Annotated in this window: 17 protein-coding genes, 1 other RNA gene and 1 pseudogene; 8 read left to right on the top strand and 11 right to left on the bottom strand. The window is 50.8% G+C overall.

The window, feature by feature from the left end:
• From WCG50_RS04195 to WCG50_RS04180, 4 genes are all read left to right on the top strand, one after another.
• On the top strand, positions 1–194 hold a 194-nt coding region (locus WCG50_RS04195; protein ID WP_336898316.1), incomplete at its 5' end, for a hypothetical protein.
• Positions 195–398: 204 nt separating this feature from the next.
• Positions 399–761: an ATP-dependent Clp protease adapter ClpS gene (gene clpS / locus WCG50_RS04190; protein ID WP_336898315.1), complete on the top strand. Its 363-nt coding sequence runs from the start codon at positions 399–401 to the stop codon at positions 759–761.
• Between the two features lie 81 nt (positions 762–842).
• Complete coding sequence (gene clpA / locus WCG50_RS04185) at positions 843–3,170, top strand: ATP-dependent Clp protease ATP-binding subunit ClpA (protein ID WP_336898314.1); 2,328 nt, start codon at positions 843–845, stop codon at positions 3,168–3,170.
• A 525-nt stretch (positions 3,171–3,695) separates the two neighbouring features.
• Positions 3,696–4,655: a patatin-like phospholipase family protein gene (locus WCG50_RS04180; RefSeq protein ID WP_336898313.1), complete on the top strand. Its 960-nt coding sequence runs from the start codon at positions 3,696–3,698 to the stop codon at positions 4,653–4,655.
• Between the two features lie 66 nt (positions 4,656–4,721).
• On the opposite strand, the gene recR is transcribed toward WCG50_RS04180, so the two are convergent.
• From recR to dnaX, 3 genes are all read right to left on the bottom strand, one after another.
• Complete coding sequence (gene recR / locus WCG50_RS04175; RefSeq protein ID WP_336898317.1) at positions 4,722–5,312, bottom strand: recombination mediator RecR; 591 nt, start codon at positions 5,310–5,312, stop codon at positions 4,722–4,724.
• Between the two features lie 43 nt (positions 5,313–5,355).
• Positions 5,356–5,688, bottom strand: coding sequence for a YbaB/EbfC family nucleoid-associated protein (locus WCG50_RS04170; protein WP_336898312.1), 333 nt, complete (start codon positions 5,686–5,688; stop codon positions 5,356–5,358).
• Positions 5,689–5,751: 63 nt separating this feature from the next.
• Positions 5,752–7,677: a DNA polymerase III subunit gamma/tau gene (gene dnaX, locus WCG50_RS04165; protein WP_336898311.1), complete on the bottom strand. Its 1,926-nt coding sequence runs from the start codon at positions 7,675–7,677 to the stop codon at positions 5,752–5,754.
• A 93-nt stretch (positions 7,678–7,770) separates the two neighbouring features.
• On the opposite strand from dnaX, the gene ffs reads away from it, so the two are divergent.
• Positions 7,771–7,867: signal recognition particle sRNA small type (ffs, locus tag WCG50_RS04160), an RNA gene on the top strand.
• Between the two features lie 518 nt (positions 7,868–8,385).
• On the opposite strand, the gene WCG50_RS04155 is transcribed toward ffs, so the two are convergent.
• Positions 8,386–8,703 carry a type II toxin-antitoxin system RelE/ParE family toxin gene (locus tag WCG50_RS04155; RefSeq protein ID WP_336898310.1) on the bottom strand — a complete coding sequence of 106 codons (318 nt, stop codon included), beginning with the start codon at positions 8,701–8,703 and terminating at the stop codon, positions 8,386–8,388.
• Between the two features lie 8 nt (positions 8,704–8,711).
• On the bottom strand, positions 8,712–8,981 hold the full coding sequence (locus tag WCG50_RS04150; protein ID WP_336898309.1) for a YlcI/YnfO family protein: 270 nt from the start codon (positions 8,979–8,981) through the stop codon (positions 8,712–8,714).
• 97 nt (positions 8,982–9,078) lie between these two features.
• Here WCG50_RS04150 and WCG50_RS04145 point away from each other — a divergent pair.
• A pseudogene (locus WCG50_RS04145) lies at positions 9,079–9,735 on the top strand (IS3 family transposase); the annotation flags it as partial.
• Positions 9,736–10,285: 550 nt separating this feature from the next.
• On the opposite strand, the gene WCG50_RS04140 reads toward WCG50_RS04145, so the two are convergent.
• The 6 genes from WCG50_RS04140 to WCG50_RS04115 form a co-directional block, all read right to left on the bottom strand.
• Positions 10,286–10,897 carry a recombinase family protein gene (locus WCG50_RS04140; protein ID WP_336898308.1) on the bottom strand — a complete coding sequence of 204 codons (612 nt, stop codon included), beginning with the start codon at positions 10,895–10,897 and terminating at the stop codon, positions 10,286–10,288.
• 246 nt (positions 10,898–11,143) lie between these two features.
• Complete coding sequence (locus tag WCG50_RS04135; RefSeq protein WP_336898307.1) at positions 11,144–11,329, bottom strand: hypothetical protein; 186 nt, start codon at positions 11,327–11,329, stop codon at positions 11,144–11,146.
• 83 nt (positions 11,330–11,412) lie between these two features.
• Positions 11,413–12,126: a hypothetical protein gene (locus WCG50_RS04130; protein WP_336898306.1), complete on the bottom strand. Its 714-nt coding sequence runs from the start codon at positions 12,124–12,126 to the stop codon at positions 11,413–11,415.
• Positions 12,123–13,172 (bottom strand): HNH endonuclease, encoded by a 1,050-nt coding sequence (locus tag WCG50_RS04125; protein ID WP_336898305.1) that lies wholly within the window; start codon positions 13,170–13,172, stop codon positions 12,123–12,125. Before WCG50_RS04125 ends, WCG50_RS04130 begins: the two co-directional genes overlap by 4 nt.
• Positions 13,169–13,561, bottom strand: coding sequence for an HIT family protein (locus WCG50_RS04120; protein WP_336898304.1), 393 nt, complete (start codon positions 13,559–13,561; stop codon positions 13,169–13,171). Before WCG50_RS04120 ends, WCG50_RS04125 begins: the two co-directional genes overlap by 4 nt.
• Positions 13,558–13,962 carry an HNH endonuclease signature motif containing protein gene (locus WCG50_RS04115; RefSeq protein ID WP_336898303.1) on the bottom strand — a complete coding sequence of 135 codons (405 nt, stop codon included), beginning with the start codon at positions 13,960–13,962 and terminating at the stop codon, positions 13,558–13,560. Before WCG50_RS04115 ends, WCG50_RS04120 begins: the two co-directional genes overlap by 4 nt.
• Positions 13,963–14,478: 516 nt before the next feature.
• Between WCG50_RS04115 and WCG50_RS04110 the strand changes: the two genes are divergently transcribed.
• A complete protein-coding gene (locus WCG50_RS04110) occupies positions 14,479–15,450 on the top strand; it encodes a hypothetical protein (protein WP_336898302.1) in 972 nt (323 codons plus the stop codon).
• 1,099 nt (positions 15,451–16,549) lie between these two features.
• Positions 16,550–17,353: a hypothetical protein gene (locus tag WCG50_RS04105; protein ID WP_336898301.1), complete on the top strand. Its 804-nt coding sequence runs from the start codon at positions 16,550–16,552 to the stop codon at positions 17,351–17,353.
• Positions 17,354–17,404 lie beyond the last annotated feature (51 nt).

The following is a 17,404-nucleotide window of genomic DNA, read 5'->3' as shown; positions in this document are numbered from 1 at the left end:
GCCAGGAAGTGGTGCAAAGCGCCCATCCCGGTGGCGGTGTTTCCACGAAGTTGACGACTGCCACAGAGGTAGGGCCATCATTGGGGACGGATGTCGTGGCTCAACTTCAAGCCAAGAATGCGTTTCTGGCCAGTCTGGCGGTGTTCAAGACCGGTGACAAGATGGCGGGGGCGCTGCTGAGTCTGAAGGTCTGACGTACTCTGTCGAACTCGGCTAGATAGCCGCAGCCCCGCACACTCGAACAAAGCGATGCAAGCTGCTGAAATACTCTTTCACTTCAGCATTAAATTTGAATAGGATATTTAGATTCAACCTGTTTTTTTGCTTGAATCTAGCAAAACTGTCACCAATTGGGTCTCATGCGGCAATGTCTTGGTGTGCTCGTTAAAATCAAAAATATGGCAACAAAATCACCTGTAACTCCTCCGGTAAAGCCGATTATTCAACCTGACCGCGATGATGGGGGAGCAGTTTTACTGGAAAGGCGAACGCTAAAAGTTAAGCCGCCGCAGATGTATCAGGTAGTCATGCTCAACGATGACTACACACCAATGGAGTTTGTTGTTGTCGTCATACAGGAGTTTTTCGGAAAAGACATGGAGGCCGCCACGCAGATCATGCTAAAAATTCACCTTGACGGCAAAGGTGTTTGCGGGGTTTATTCAAAGGACGTTGCCGCAACAAAAGTTGATCAGGTTCTGGATGCCGCAGCAAAAGCAGGTCATCCATTAAAGTGCATTAGTGAGCCAGTTGATTTCTAGGCAGATGATGGCATCTCCTCAGAAATGATATTGAATTCGTATTACAGTTAATCATCAAAGCAAGGCTAAAAAGGAAATCACATGATTGCCCAAGAATTGGAAGTCAGCCTTCATATGGCATTTGTTGAGGCTCGACAGCAGCGTCATGAGTTCATCACGGTAGAGCACTTGTTGCTCGCTCTTTTGGATAATCCTAGCGCTGCTGAAGTGTTGCGAGCCTGTTCTGCCAACATTGACGATTTACGAAAATCATTGTCAAACTTTATCAAAGACAACACACCGCAGGTTGCCGGTTCAGACGATGTAGATACTCAACCGACCCTTGGCTTTCAACGAGTGATTCAACGTGCAATCATGCATGTTCAATCTACCGGCAGCGGAAAAAAAGAAGTTACTGGCGCAAACGTATTAGTGGCCATATTTGGCGAAAAAGATTCGCACGCGGTGTATTACCTTCACCAACAGGGCGTAACTCGTCTTGATGTGGTGAATTTTATTGCCCATGGCATTAAGAAAACCGATCCACCAGAAACAGGCAAGACCAATGACAGTCCACCTGAAAGTGACGAATCTGGCACTGAAAAAAATGAAAAACAGTCACCTTTGGAGCAATACACAGTCAACCTGAATCAACTCGCCAAAGACGGCAAGATTGATCCACTGATCGGGCGGGAGTATGAAGTTGAGCGTGTGATCCAGATTCTGTGCCGTCGTCGAAAAAACAACCCGTTGTTGGTAGGCGAAGCCGGTGTGGGCAAGACAGCGATTGCAGAGGGTTTGGCTTGGCGCATTACCCAAAAGGATGTCCCTGAAATTCTGGCCGAAGCAGTGGTTTACTCGCTTGACATGGGTGCTTTACTGGCAGGGACCAAATACCGTGGTGATTTTGAGCAGCGCCTTAAAGGTGTCTTGAAGTCTTTGAAGGACAAGCCCAACGCAGTTTTGTTTATCGACGAAATCCACACGCTCATAGGTGCTGGTGCCGCTTCAGGCGGTACCTTGGACGCGTCAAATCTGCTCAAACCCGGATTGAGTTCAGGCGCCCTCAAATGCATCGGTGCAACCACTTTTACAGAGTACCGTGGCATCTTCGAGAAGGACGCTGCATTGTCACGTCGCTTCCAGAAGGTGGATGTCGTAGAGCCCACCATCGAACAAACGGTGGAGATCCTTAAGGGACTTAAGTCCCGTTTTGAGGAACATCACAACGTGAAGTACGCGGTAGCTGCCTTACAGGCTGCGGCCGAGTTAAGCGCCAAGTACATTAACGACCGCCATTTGCCTGATAAAGCGATTGACGTGATTGATGAGGCTGGCGCTGCGCAACGGATATTGCCAGCGTCTAAACGTAAAAAAATCATCAGTAAAACTGAGGTGGAAGAGATCGTGGCCAAGATTGCCCGGATTCCTCCAGCAAATGTTTCCAACGATGATCGTGGCAAGCTCAGGACACTGGAGCGAGATCTCAAAAACGTGGTTTTCGGTCAGGACAAGGCTATCGACATGCTTGCATCGGCCGTGAAAATGGCGCGATCTGGTTTGGGCAAGGGCGATAAGCCGATTGGCTCATTTTTGTTCAGCGGACCCACTGGGGTCGGGAAGACTGAGGCGGCCAAGCAATTGGCTTACATCATGGGTATTGACCTTATTCGCTTTGACATGAGTGAGTACATGGAACAGCACGCCGTGAGCCGTTTGATTGGAGCGCCGCCCGGTTACGTTGGTTTTGATCAAGGGGGTCTTCTGACTGAAGCCATCACCAAGAAGCCACATTGTGTGTTGTTGCTTGATGAGATTGAAAAAGCGCATCCGGCCATTTTCAATGTGCTGCTTCAGGTGATGGATCACGGTACCTTGACTGACAACAATGGCCGCAAAGCTGACTTCCGCAATGTCATCATCATCATGACAACCAATGCGGGGGCTGAGTCCATGAACAAAACGGTCATGGGCTTCACCAATATTCGCGAAGCTGGCGACGAAATGGCGGACATCAAACGTCTGTTCACACCTGAATTCCGCAATCGACTTGATGCCATTGTTAGCTTCAAAGCGCTGGATGAGGTGGTCATCATGCGTGTTGTTGATAAGTTTTTGCTGCAGTTGGAAGCCCAACTGACAGACAAAAAAGTAGATGTCACATTTACCGACAAACTTCGTAAGCACTTGGCCAAAAAGGGATTCGATCCACTCATGGGCGCTCGTCCTATGCAGCGTTTGATTCAGGATACGATTCGACGTGCTCTGGCTGACGAGTTGCTTTTTGGTCGTTTGACTGACGGTGGCCGTTTGACTGTTGACCTGGATGACAAGGATGAAAATAAGACAGAGGTCTTGTTAGATATTCAACCCTTGCCCAAGAAAGAGGGTAAGTCCAAGCCCGAAGCGCAAGAGGTAGCAGCAGGTTAATTTGAAAACCGGGCACGGATGGACGCCACCCGCGCTCGGTTTATTCCAAAGTCTTTCTGGTCAAGTCTGCTGGCTAACAGTACTTGAATGACGCTGTTTGGCCCATTCAGCCAAAACTCAACGTCATTCTGGAATTCTATTATTGAGTTTGAGAATTCAGTATAAATGTGCTCAGACCCATGCACAATCTTTGCTCCCCGCTCTTTTTTTGTAGCATTTCCAAAAGTTTTTACATGGCTACCTCAATGTCAACCGAAAATTGCAAAGCAGCATCGTTAGCTTAGTTTCGTTGACGATGATTAGCGTATAGATGTGCTCGACTGTTAACACTGTTTGGGGCTCGGGAAGACGGCATTAACCTTCTCATAGTTACGCCTAAATCTTTGGGCGCTGTCACCGCGAGAAACCCCAGTTGCTCAATCGCAATCAACCCGGCAGCCAACCTCACTAACAAGAACGCCAACTTAGTGGTAACGGTTTCTTTTATTTGAATGGCAATGGCCAAAAAAATCAGTTCCAAACTTAATGTACACAGATCCCGGCTCAAGCGCGAATTACTCTCAACAAGTAATGGTTCCTCAATTGAATTTAAAACATATTTCATCATTTTTATTAGCGCTTGTTCTTATCGGCTGCTCCTCAGCTCCGGTTGTAACTATTCCAACAGACATACCGCTCAATGTCGTGGAGGCACCTAAAAAAGTTCTGAAAATTGGACTGGTACTTGGCGGTGGCGCTGCCCGTGGTTTTGCTCATATTGGGGTGATTCAGGTTTTAGAGGAAGCCGGAATTCGTCCCAGTCTTGTAGTGGGTACTTCAGCCGGAAGTTTGGTTGCTGCCTTTTACGCAAGTGGTAAGACCGGTACTCAATTGCAGCAAGTGGCTGAAACGATGGAAGAGGCAACGTTTGCCGATTGGACTCTGCCCATCTTTAGTCGCGGCATGTTGCGTGGTGAGGCTTTGTCGCGGTATGTGAGTACGCAAGTCCATGGCCGTTTGATTGAAAGCATGCCAATGCCTTTGGGCATCGTCGCCACTGATTTAAACAATGGTCAAGGGGTGTTGTTTCAGCGTGGAGACATCGCAACCGCTGTTCGGGCTTCAAGCGCTGTTCCGGCGCTTTTCCAGCCTGTCAGAATTTCAGGTCGTGATTATGTTGATGGTGGATTGGTATCGCCAGTGCCTGTGCGATACGCGCGCCAAATGGGAGCGGAGTTGATCATTGCGGTCGATATCTCAAGTGCGCCGGAAAGTAATTCAGCGAGTGACACGCTGCAAATCTTGATGCAAACTTTTTCCATCATGAGCAAGAGCATCAATAATTTCGAACTTCGAGAAGCCGATGTGGTGGTGAGGCCCGCGTTGCTGGGGGTGGGTAGTTCAGATTTTGGTGCGCGACGTCGCTCGATCGAAGCTGGAAGGTTGGCGATGCAGGCCATGATGCCCCAATTGCGAGCGGCCATGAATGGTCAAAAACGGAAATAACTAATCTATCGCTACGTAAGGGGAACGTATGCTCAGTCAAAAAATGACTTATAGATAAATTTCAGATTAGCGCCTGTCCACCAGCGCGTGCGCGATGGTGCCCAAATCAACGTACTCCAACTCACTGCCCACAGGCACGCCGCGCGCCAGACGAGTCAGGCGCAGACCTCGCTCTTTCAGGCCTTCGCTTATAACGTGGGCTGTGGCCTCGCCCTCAGCGGTGAAGTTGGTCGCTAGTATCACTTCCTGGACGATTCCATCGCAGGCGCGGTCAAACAGTTTTTTGAGGCCTATGTCTTTAGGTCCAATCCCGTCAAGTGGGCTGAGTTTTCCCATCAGCACAAAGTACAAGCCCTTATAAGCCCCCGTGCGTTCCACCGCTGACTGATCTGCGGGTGTTTCCACCACACACAACTTGGACGCGTCACGCCGAGGATCTAGGCAGGTTGCGCAAACCTCAGCCTGCGTAAAAGTATGACAGCGCTCACAATGAAGCACATGATTGGCCGCATCGCTTAACGCTCGTGACAAAGTCAGCGCACCCGGACGGTCGTGTTGAAGCAGGTGAAAAGCCATGCGAGACGCCGACTTCACCCCAACACCCGGCAACAGACGAAGAGCCTGAATCAGGACGTCAAGCGAGTTGGTGCTGGAAATCACTCAAGCCCAAGCAAGATATATTGATTTGAGCAGTCGTGCATCAGAACGGAAATTTCATGCCACCGGGAAGACCAGGCATACCCGCGGTAAGTTTGCCCATTTTCTCGGATGAGGTTTCTTCGGCTTTGCGCACAGCAGCATTAAAAGCAGCTGCGACCAAGTCTTCCAGCATGTCTTTGTCTTCAGCCAGCAGGCTGGGGTCAATGGTGATGCGACGTACATCGTGCTTGCAAGTCATGAGGACTTTGACGAGGCCGGCACCCGATTCACCGGTAACTTCAACGTTGCCCAGTTCATCCTGCGCTTTCTTCATGTTGTCCTGCATCGCCTGTGCTTGTTTCATGAGGCCTGCGAGTTGTCCTTTGTTAAACATGATTTTTCCTTGAGTTGATTTTGAAATTAAAACAATGACGAAACGGGGCTTGAGAATTTTGTCTTAAGCCGGTTTGATACTGCCGGGCACGATTTTCGCTGAGAAATCGTGCATGATAGTTTGCACGAACGGGGTATCAAAAATGATCTTTTCGGCCACCAATTGCCGCTCGGCGGCTGCGGCTGAATTTCGCCTTGCAGGGCAATCCGTGACACGTCCAATTTCGACGGTGAGGCGCACACCATGGCCCACCGCTTGCAACGCGGCAGTAAGACGGTCACGGCTACCAGGCTGATTGAGCGACTCACGTTCAACCCGCAAAAGCCATTGATCGGTATCGCGTGCCACCAGTTGTGACTGTAACGCCAGTTCGCGCACCATAGCGGTGATGGCTTCCGCCGAAATGAGTTGCTGCACCGTAGCATGCCAAAACTCGCCTTCCTCCGTAGGAATCAGCACCGCCGGCACAGTCTGTCCGGCCACAGCTTCAGCACGAGAGTCAGCTTGAATTCGTACGGGAATTGCTTCAATCTTTGAAGCTGCAGGCGTCGTATTTACTCTGGCTAGCGGCTTTATTGACTCATTGGCGGGTGGTTCAATTGAAGCCGTATGCATTGAAACAACATGCAGTTGCTGACCGGGTGGTCGTGTTTGCTCATGCGCCTGAATTGCTATGTTATTAATAGCTACTTGCGTAGGCTCAACGGGGGCTAGAGGCTGATTTTGCTCATCTTCCCAAGGCTGAACCTTGGCAGGAATGGGTGACTGCGCTACCGCAAGGATCGCTGCCTGGAAAACTTCAGGCAATGCGACGACAGGCCTTGCCACCAAGGCCACAGTATTATTCAGAGTTTTTTTTTCAGCCGATGGCAGCTTGCCCGTTACGGGTTTAAAGGCAAGCAGTCGCAGCAACACCATGGTTAGGGCGGCATACTCATCGGGTGCAAGACCTAACTCACCTCGTCCGTGTAAACAAATGCTGTAAAGAAGCTGGGTTTCATCTGCTGGCATCAAGGCCGCCAGACGCACCATATCAGCAGCCTCCGGATCGGTCTCATCCGTATCTGATGCAACGCCAGGTACTGCCTGCAACACGGCCATGCGCTGCAACACTGAGCTCATTTCTTCTAGTGTTGAGGCGGCGCTGAGGCCATTCAGCCGTAAAACTTCAGAGGTTTCGACCACCGTTTTACCATCGCTATTGGCCAAAGCCTCCAGCAAGCGAAATACATAAGACCGGTCCACACTGCCTAACATCAGACGCACCGTGGCTTCTTGCAATTGGCCGGAACCAAACGCAATGGCTTGATCGGTGAGGCTCAAGGCATCGCGCATCGAACCGCGAGCGGCACGAGCCACCAACCGCAAAGACTGCACATCGGCGGGCACGTTTTCAGTCAGTAAAACTTTTTGCAGGTGTTCGCGAATGGTTTCAGGTGCCATCGGGCGCAAATTGAACTGCAGGCAGCGCGACAGTACCGTGACCGGAACTTTTTGCGGGTCGGTAGTCGCCAACACAAATTTTAAATACTCGGGGGGCTCTTCAAGCGTCTTCAACATGGCATTGAAAGCCGTGTTGGTGAGCATGTGGACCTCATCAATCATGAATACTTTGAAACGGCCCTGCACTGGCTTGTAAACCGCCTGCTCCAGCAACGCTTGTACCTCGTCCACTCCGCGGTTGGAGGCTGCGTCAAGCTCGGTGTAGTCTACAAATCGACCGGAATCAATATCGGTACAGGCTTGGCAAACGCCACACGGCGTTGCGGTAATTCCGCCCAGACCATCAACCCCCTGGCAATTGAGTGACTTGGCCAGAATGCGTGACACGGTGGTCTTCCCAACCCCGCGCGTGCCAGTAAATAAATAGGCGTGGTGCAAGCGCTGGGTGGTTAGCGCGTTAGAGAGAGCTTGCACGACGTGGTCCTGCCCCACCATTTCAGTGAAGTTGCGGGGGCGGTACTTGCGGGCGAGCACGAGATATGACATACATGGATTCTAAGGGGGCATCCCAAATCAATTTTCGATGCAAATTGTGGTGTGCGTCTTGAAGTACGCTCCCCTGCCCTTACAATAAAGATTGACGGGCCTTCCCGCATGGTGAAGCGGCCAACCGGGTCAGGTGGGGAACCAAGCAGCCCTAACTGTGAAGCCAGTGCCGGGGTCAAGGCTCGTCAACCTCATCTTTAAAACTGTTTGTAATCAAGGACTTAGGTCTACGAGGCACAAATAAACAGCTTTTTGTAACACCTTGCTGTAACACCTTGGTATTGCGTTTTTACTTAAAACGTGGAGGCCAGATGGCTACTTTGATAGGTCTTTTCCAACGTGGGTCTTCATATGACCTGTGTGACACTCTTCCGGTCGAGCACTTGATGCGACCTCAGTACAAGAATGGCGAGTTCGTTACTTCACTTGGTCGATGCACCCGCCGTAAGGCGAAAGCAAGAGGCACCATAAACGAGCGGAAGTTCTTGGATGTCGGCTTCTTTCTCCATTGCAGCCGTTCAGTTTGAAGGTCAGGTTCGGAGAAAAGCGGCGGACTCTTGCAGACCTTTATGTATAGCTCTACAAAAAGACCCGAAGCGGCCAGCCAACTTGCCGAAATGACCCATCCAAACCGGCCGTTCCTTTCTGCCTCTGAAGGTCAGCAGGTGTTGATTTCGATGGCAGCCACATCAGTAACGATTGGTTGATTCAGTGGTAATCATCTTCCCGTTGGTGACGAATCGCACCGATGATGACTGTGCTGTGATCGACTATTTCATAAAGTGCCACATAGCCTGAGCGTCCAAAAGTGATCACGAGCTCTCGGATGAAAGGACTCTCCCCAACCTTGCGACAGACAAATGGAGATGACCTCAAAAAGCCTATGCCCTCTTTGATGGCTTTTAGCGCCCTCTCGGGAATGTCAAGATCACCAGCCTCGCTGTCCAGTTCACGTTGAAGAATGAAATCAAAAAGCATCTCCAAGTCTTCGTCGGCAGCGGCACTGAATTGAACGGTATAGATCATCAATGGTGCTAAGACTGGGCTCGACGCGCTGCCGCCAGTTTGGCTTCAAGCTTGGCAACCACAACCTCCGCAGCAATGCCGCCACCTGCTCGCTTTGTTTCCTCGATGGCTGTGATGCCCCGATGCAGGAATTCAGCTTGATTTTTGCGCTTTAAAACCGTTTGACGTACGGCGTTTTCGACGAATTGTGAAAGCGATTCGCCTTGCTCAAGGACAGCTTCAACTTCGATCCTGAACTCAGGTGCTACTCGAATGGGCGGTATGGTTGCAGTTTTCATTGCTGCATTGTATTGCGATTGCAATTCACGTCAAGGATGGTGGGCTTCCGCGACCGGTTCACTTTAGTGATCTTGCCCCTGTTTACCGTACTCATTCAGGGTCGGCAAAGAGCGAGTCAGAAAAAACATGCAACGCCACGGCATCAGAGCGCGGGGCAAGAGGAAATTCATTGTCACCACCGACAGCAAACACAAACTGCCGATTGCAGAGAATTTACCGAATCGCAACTTCACGCCAGAGGCGCCGAACCAGGTGTGGACCAGTGACATCACCTACATCGCAACGGATGAGGGCTGGCTGTATCTGACCGGCGTGATCGACCTGTTCAGCCGTCAGGTGGTGGGCTGGAGCATGACGGAACACATGCAGACCAGCGCCGTAACCGATGCATTGCGCATGGCGTGGTTCAGACGTCATCCGTCACCGGGTTTGATCTTTCACTCAGACCGGGGCAGCCAGTATTGCAGCCATGAATTTCAAAGTGAACTCAAAAAGTTTGAGATGAAATCATCGATGAGCAGAAAAGGTAATTGCTGGGACAACGCCCCCACTGAGAGCCTGTGGGGTCGACTGAAGGTTGGCAGACTGTACGGCAGAAAATTTGCGACACGACGCCAAGCCATGGACGAGGTGATTGATTGGTTGAACTTTTACAATTACAAGAGATTGCACTCGACGTTGGGCTATGTCAGCCCGATGACGTTTGAGCAACGCTGGACAGCGGCCCAGCAGCAAGACAGGAAGTCCGCATAAATGCTGGCTTAAGGAGTACGGTAAACAGGGGCAAGATCAGCTGACAGCTCACGGGCCTTTATGGCTGCTTGTGGCTGACTGAGATGTCCAAGAGCTTCTGAAATCTCAGTTTTATCAAATGCACCAAATAAGGGTTTTGGAACTCTGAGCCTGAAATAGTAGCAGTGGCCCTTGTGGACCAAGTTGGGAACTTTCTTCGCCATGATGCTTATTGCCATCCTCAGATTTTCCCATCAATTACCGTCCGTGTGGGAAGGTTTGTGGGAAGGTTTCAGGGAAGACAAGTGGGAAGAAGCTATGACTGGAGCGGGTTCTAGCCCCTTTGAGAGGAGAAAGAACCCGCTTGTCAATTACTGGCGGTCAGGCGTCTTTCACATCTAGCCTGCAAACCCGCATGGATGCTTGAATGTCATATTAAATTATCAATAAATACCAACAAATATACCAACATAAGTTGGAGTGACTCTGGGAGACTCGCACACTCCACTGATTTGGAATCGTTGCAACGACACTACAGCTAACGTAGACCAAAGTAGGTTGAACCCAGTACTTACGCCACCATCCGCTGCACCACAGACACGCCACAGCCCACAGCCTTGGCTATTTTGAGGATGCCAAACCCTTCAGCACGAAGCTCCATGATTTGCTTCTCAACCTTGGTGCTGACTTTGGGGCGACCCAGCGTCACCTGCTCACCATGCTTGTTCTTGCCGGTTGCCTTGACCACCGCAAGCCCGGCATTGACTCGGTCACGGATCATCTCGCGTTCAAATTCAGCAAAGACACCCATCATCTGAAACATGGCTTTACCAGCTGGCGTGGTTGTGTTGATGCCCTGCTTATGAAGATATAGGTCAACATTGGTTGCGTGAAGCTCCTGCAGCATGGTCACAAGATCAACCAGTGAACGCCCCAGCCTGTCCACTGACCATGAGGCCACCACGTCAAACTCTTTGCGAGATACACCCTTCAGCATGGCGTCCAGTTGCGGACGGTCTTTGCGGCCTTTTGCGCCACTGATGCCGTGATCCACAAACTCAGCTGACACCACCCAACCGAGGCGCTCAGCGGCCTCTCTAAGCTCACGTAGCTGGTTCTCAGTTGATTGTGAGCCAGTTGACACACGTGCGTACAGTGCGGCTTTCAGTGGCTTCTTGGTCATGTTGGTCTTTCTTGAGTGATGCAGCATCATGCGCCAAAACCATACGTTAATCAACAGTTAACCGTATATTTAAAAACAAGCATCAACTTAAGAGTGATGAAAAGCCATGAATTTAGGGGGTGTTTTCCGTATGGGTGGTTTTAGTGGTGGCGGGAATCGCTTCAGCACGGTTCAACGCTACCGCCACAACACCATTTGCGCCCCCTCAACGCAGTCCCACAAGGCGATGAACCTTCTGGCCCAGTCTCACAGCGCCACAACCCTCAAATCAGTCTGTGCGGATTCATGGCCGGTTTGATACACATCACTCATAGCCGAGGCAATGCAGGACAGGAGCCACCCCTCTACCCCCATGCTGACCACCGAGAGCGACCCCCGGGGCATGAGGCTCCCTATAGACTCCAGTTCACGCCCGACCCGTAAATCACTCATGTGTTTGAAAAGCAGAGGTGGGGGTGTACCTTTTTACCTAAAAAATTTTAAAAGCACTCAGGATCAAACGCCACCTGCGGTTACTAACCGGGACAACTCAGTGGCAATCTCACCCGCCGCCCAACCCCCTCGCGGTTCAAGAGGTCTGGTGATACCCTGCCAGCAACACCGATCAGCAGGTACTCCAAGAACGCCAAAGACGTTGGCCCAAGCTCCTCCCAGATGCCCACATGGCTGTGATTCCACGCGGTAGCCCAAAAGTAAACAGGCTGCCTCAGTCGAGGTGCAATTGATGGAGCGTCCTCAAATAGCGTGGCAGCCCAAGCTGAGTACTTCTCGGTGCGCTTGGCCTCTGCATGGCCCGGCAAGGTACATGCGCTCAGGTCACCAATGTGATAAGCGTAGTTGTCGCCCCACCGAGCGAACTTTGATTTGTCTGACTTCAGGTTCTTCAAGTTGGCTGAAAGGTTACCGTCACCTTTGCCAATGGTCTCAGTTTTACCAATGTACAGCGGGATGAAATGCTTGGATTGCTTCCAGCCAATGCAGTAAATCAGTCCGTCATAGCGGTGAGCGCCTGATCGCCAGTCCTCCAAAAGCTTCTCTGTCTCATTCAATATCAGCTTTTCCGTCTCCAGTGAGCGTTCAAGAACTGGTCTGGAGGTGCGATCCTTGCCAATGACACGTTGTCGTACAGCACCTTCACGGTCGATGCCAAACAGGGGAACACACCGCTCCTCAATGGCAAAGCGGCTGCAAAATTTGCGCCAAACGTTGAGGGCATGGGTATCGTTCATGCCAAACATCCCAAGTAGCTACTGTCAATTGCCTCATACGCTTCAGGCTTGATCCATGCTCTTGCGCCACTGCTGACTGCATTGCTGTACCCCCACCGTGCCACAGCATGGGATGCTGACAGGTCTGCGGTGCGTCCAGCAGCCTCGCCGATCTCCCTGAGGGCATCATCGTTCTTAGTAATGTGTTCCATCCAACTCTCAAGGTGAGGTTTTGCTGCAAGCGTGTCAGACTTACTGCGGTTGCAGGCTGGGTGAGAGATGACAAAGTTGTGGGCCAAGTCTCTTGGGTACAGTGAAAACGGGATGAAGTGATCAACATCACCATCCTGTACCTTGGAGCGGCAGTAGAAACAATGGCTTCCACCAATGCGCTTCAAACCCTCGCCAATGATCATCAGTGACTGGCGAGAGGTCTCAAACAGGAAACTCTCCAGATCATCAGTCTGACCCAGCACAGCTGTGTTGGCACGGTTGCGCTTGAGATGATCAATCCAGTGGCGACGGGCCAGCTGCTGCACCAGAGGCTGGAAGCGGCGCAGGCAATAGGTAACACCGGGCTTGAGGATGATGCCACCACGCACCCGTTCATAAAGAAACTGCTGTGTCTGGCCGCCGAGGTTTTGAAGGTATGCAATGGGTTGGGCCGACACCGTTTGTGCAACCTGCTGGCAAAGTAAGCGGTATTCCTTAAGTGCAGTTGCTGAAAGTGGCGTGGCGCTGGGATGTGAGACTCTGAAGCTGGTGATGGCTTTGATCACAGCCGCCTGCACACCATTGTTCTGTATCAGCACACCCGGCACGGCTCCGGCTTGTTGGACACTGTAAGGCGCAGCTTGCTGCCAATACAGGTCGATGAACTTGCTGGCGATGACTTGATTTGACAGCTCGAGTGGATCAATGTTGTCTTGGCCCAGTTCAACAGCCAGTTCCGCCAGTGCTATTAGCAGCGCAAACTTGTACGTGGACGAAAACTCACCTTCAGCAAACACGCGTTGCAGTTTGGTCAGAAAAGCAAGCTGTTCATCCGCTGATGGCGCAGCACTCATGGTTGGCTCCAATAGTCAGCCTTCTCAGGGATGATCCAACGAACCCCGCCACGTGGGTCTTCACGGTCACCGTCATAGCGAGGGATCAGGTGAATGTGCAGGTGAGGTACGGTCTGACCTGCTGCTGCCCCATCGTTGATGCCAATGTTGTAACCCTGAGGAGCAAACTCGGCATCAAGCTGCTGCTTGGCCTTGTCCAGCAAGTTGAGCAGATCAATGCGTTCACTGGTCAGCAATGAGAAGAACGATCCGACATGCCGCTTGGGAATAACAAGAGTATGTCCGGGAGAGATGGGGAAGCCATCACGAATGACAACGCCGTGTTCACCGTCATCAATGATGCGGCTGCTGGGTAAGGTGCAAAAAGCACAGGGTTTTAATGTCGTCATTCAACCTTGTCCTTCGCCTTCGCCGCCTCTTTGGTTTGCCACTGCATGTTGCTGAGGTTGTCTGCGCCACCGTGCTTCAGGGCCTGTACGTGGTCAATCACATATCCCGGGCAAGCATCAGATGATTTACCTGTCGAGGGACATGGGTGTGATTTCTTGAACTTGTTCTTTGCGGTCTGTGAACGCAATATCTTGCCGTTGGCATCACGCTTCACGCCAGTCACTGCTTTGGTGGGCGTAGTCTGCTTTATTTTGGGTGCGTGCCTTGGAGCATGACCCTTGTTGCTGTATGAGGCAGCATGTCCGGTCGCTGAATGAATGACTTGGGGTCGTGCCATCGATGGGGCGCTCACCAATGCAAAGCACGACACCATCAATGCTATAAAAATCGACTTAACCATGCCATCCCCTGACCGTTTTCTTGTGTCAGAGTGTACTAACCGAATTTGGGGTACTGCTTACAGACCAGCAGAATCCAGCAGGGTTGATGGCTTTAATTTTAAGGCCTGAGCAACGTGGTGAACAACTCACCAAACCTTTACTCCATTGAGCTCTCGATAATGATCACTGGCTACCCTTGCGATTGGACTCACTCATGAACTTGTCAACATCATGGTTGGTTATGCCGTGCTGATCGGAATAGCACTTTGCCTGTATCTGCGAAGGTCATCGCTGAAGAAACAGAAGCTCGACAAGGATGCGCGTGATGAGTAGCTCCAAGCCATTGGGGAGCGGTCTGATGGGGCTCACCGGAGGGTTCTGTTTAAGTACTTGGCAAAGCTGCCGTAGGCCTCGTTTTGACTGGGGATTCCACAGTTTTATGGGCATCCTAGTAGGTATTGTTAAGTAAAACTAATGTGTGTTTTTACTTAATGCAGTTGTATCATGCAAACATCAACAACTTTTTAGGGCAAGCAATGAGAAATTCATCCGCACTGGTGCAACTGGCACTCGACAACCTGAAATGCACTCAAACAGCATTGGCGAAGAGCATGGGTGTCTCATCTGCCCAAATCAGCAAGTGGAAAAGCGGTGAGGGCATGTCCAACGAACAGGAGAAAAAGCTTCGTGGATTTGCTGGCATTGGTGAACACGATCCAGCAATAGTGCTAAATGTTGGATCGACTGACGATGCCGACAAGTGGCACCGTTTGTTCACCTTCATAGCAAATAATATGCTGGGCGACTTTGACTGCCTTGAAGTTGGTGAACGCATCACGGACGTGTGTCCACTTTATGATGCTTGTGGTGGTCTTGATTGGCACACCTTCAGTGTTCTGGAAGAGATGGGGGTAGCCCTTCCAAAACCATTTCCACAAGAAATAGACTTTGATTATGAAGTAGCGTTAGCGCGTAACGACGTGAGGCTTTCACAATTCGGGGTGTTAAATCAACACAAGCTCACGCTCCTCATTAGAGACATTTACAAAGCAACTGTTGTTGTGAGTATTTTCTATACAGATTATGTGCAAGATTTGGTACTGGACAATGACAATTATCCTGACCTGTGGGATGCTGGGGAAGAGATCGACGCCCATCTTATGGAGCTTGCAGCCGCGAAGCTCGACAAAGTAGACCTTGAATTTGCACCAAACTTTCCAAAGTTCCAGCGCGATACAAAAGCCATGATTACTGGGTGGCTGTTTGATGTTAAGGAAGAAGCCATACGTGCCGGGCTTCCATTGAAAGCTGAACTGCTCGACATGGTTTACAAGCCACTGAAACGAATGGCAAGGGAGGAGGACTGTGTGGAAACTTTTGATGCAAATTCAGAGCGTGTTCACCCAGACATCTACATGAATGAGTTGCTTGCTGGGATGCGAGAGATGCGTGAAAGGTTGGCTAGCATTGAGGCAAAGCTTGGGATCAATACTCAGACCCCTGTATAGCTTGGTTTGACTGGAATTAAACGGCACACCGATCATCTGGCATAGAAGGTATCACGGCAACTCCACGAATTGCGGCATTTGACTCCCAGCCTAACAGTCGACGCTGTAGCTGATTGTTAGCGTTACCCGAAGCGCAGTATAAAAAGTTGCGCTGGCCTATTGGCCCCCCGGCGAAACTCACCATCTACCGGACTGACGATTTGCTTGTCATCATGCCTTCTACTGAAACTCGACTTATCCAGTTTGCGCCCTAGCATTAACTCAAAGATTGGCTGTAATTCACCAAGCGTGAACGTGTACGGCAGTAATTGAAATGGCTAAGGATCAAGAGCTTAAAGCAGCAGCGTCTAGGTGATTCTGGTGTTGACCCTTGCACAACGAAGCCGGTCAACTTCTACTTCCCTGCTTAATGTGGAACTAGCGATTTAGCAGCCTCACAAGCCACGATCTTGCATGACGCCACTGGAGGTGCCTCGGCTACATTTGAAGCGCTTTTAGATCGTTTTGACAAGGATGAAGCGGGTGTGTGACGTTGAACCAACCCACGCACATTCGGCAACCAGCTTCTCTCTTCATGCAAGTGCTAGCCTCGTGATCAGCATCTGGTCGAGTACGCTGGAAATTTAATTCCGGTGGCGACACTTCACAGCTGACAGTCACAGCTGTTGGGTTTTGAGTGTTTCCCAGAAAGAATTGCCAAAAAAGCGACCTTCAACTGTTGTTTCACAGCTGTTGAATTGCCTCGATAGGTTTGCGCCAAGGAATGTAGTTGCACTCTGCAATGCGGTACAAGATGATGATGCAAGCTGCAACAGGCCCAGTAAAGTGGGACGTTTAGCAACACAATGTTCAGTAGTGATGGTCACACCTCATGGGAATGGCTACAATCACTTTAGCGCCGATTTAAGTGTTTACTTGCAGGGCGCTTTATAAGTTACTGCTAAAGCAACGAACCCGCTTTAGCTGTGTCATTGGTGATACAAGTTGAGCGGGTTTTTTTGTTGGTGCAAGGTGTGGCCTACCTGAACAGGCTGGGGTGATTTGTTGACCAGATTGCTGACCCCGCCATTTCGGCAAAGCAGCTAAACAGGAGCATGACATGACCACACGCATTGCGCGTTACCCATCGGGCCTCAATTACGCATTCCGGCCCACCTCGTACTTTCAAGACCTCAACCCCACCACGCTGATCGTGTCGTCCATCCTCGGTGAGGAGCGGCGCAAAGACGTTCAGCAGCGCCTTGCAGCAGGTGACAGCTTCGCTGGAGAAGACTGGCTGACTGAGAGCAAGCTGGAGGACTCTACGCGGCAGATTGTTGGGTCTCTGCACCCGGCTTACATGGGTGGTGAATATCTGCCCAGCATTGCCAATGAGGAGATTGAGATTGCTCGTATTGTTCTGGCGTCCGTTACGCAGGATGTGATCAGTATCAGGGCCAAGAGAACCAAGAAGAACATCAGCTACCGCGTGGTTGATGAATATGACGGTGTATTTGTGACCACAAAGAAGTGGTCAGCCCAGCCCTTGACCCTGAAGCAGTTGATCAAGTTCATTGATGAAACTTACCAAGAGGAGTGTGATGGTGAGGGAGGACTGGTGTTCTCCATCCTTGGGATGAACATCGACGCCAGTGGTGACGCAGAGTGCATGCGTGGCTTTGTTGACGTTAAAAGCAGCTTTTATCCTGAACTGGGTAGGTACTACGCTCTTGAGATTGACAGCTACCTAGATGGATTTTTGGATGACGAAGACGACGCTGATGAACCTGAGGGCGAGCAAGCGACCACAAGCTTTCAAGCGACTCTTCAGTTACGCGACCTACAGAACCTACCGGAAGATCCAGCACTGGGAGCCATTAGAGAGTCAGATGCAGCAGCTACCCGGCGGCGGCTTGGGAGGTAAGGCTGCGATCAACGAGGCGTTTGCTGCGTAGACTGGATTTAACTATCTTGT

The sequence above is a fragment of the Rhodoferax sp. genome, from assembly GCF_037143375.1.
Lineage (GTDB): Bacteria > Pseudomonadota > Gammaproteobacteria > Burkholderiales > Burkholderiaceae_C > Rhodoferax.
The sequence above is the reverse complement of the archived record's forward strand: the minus strand, read 5'-3'. Positions and strand labels throughout refer to the sequence as shown.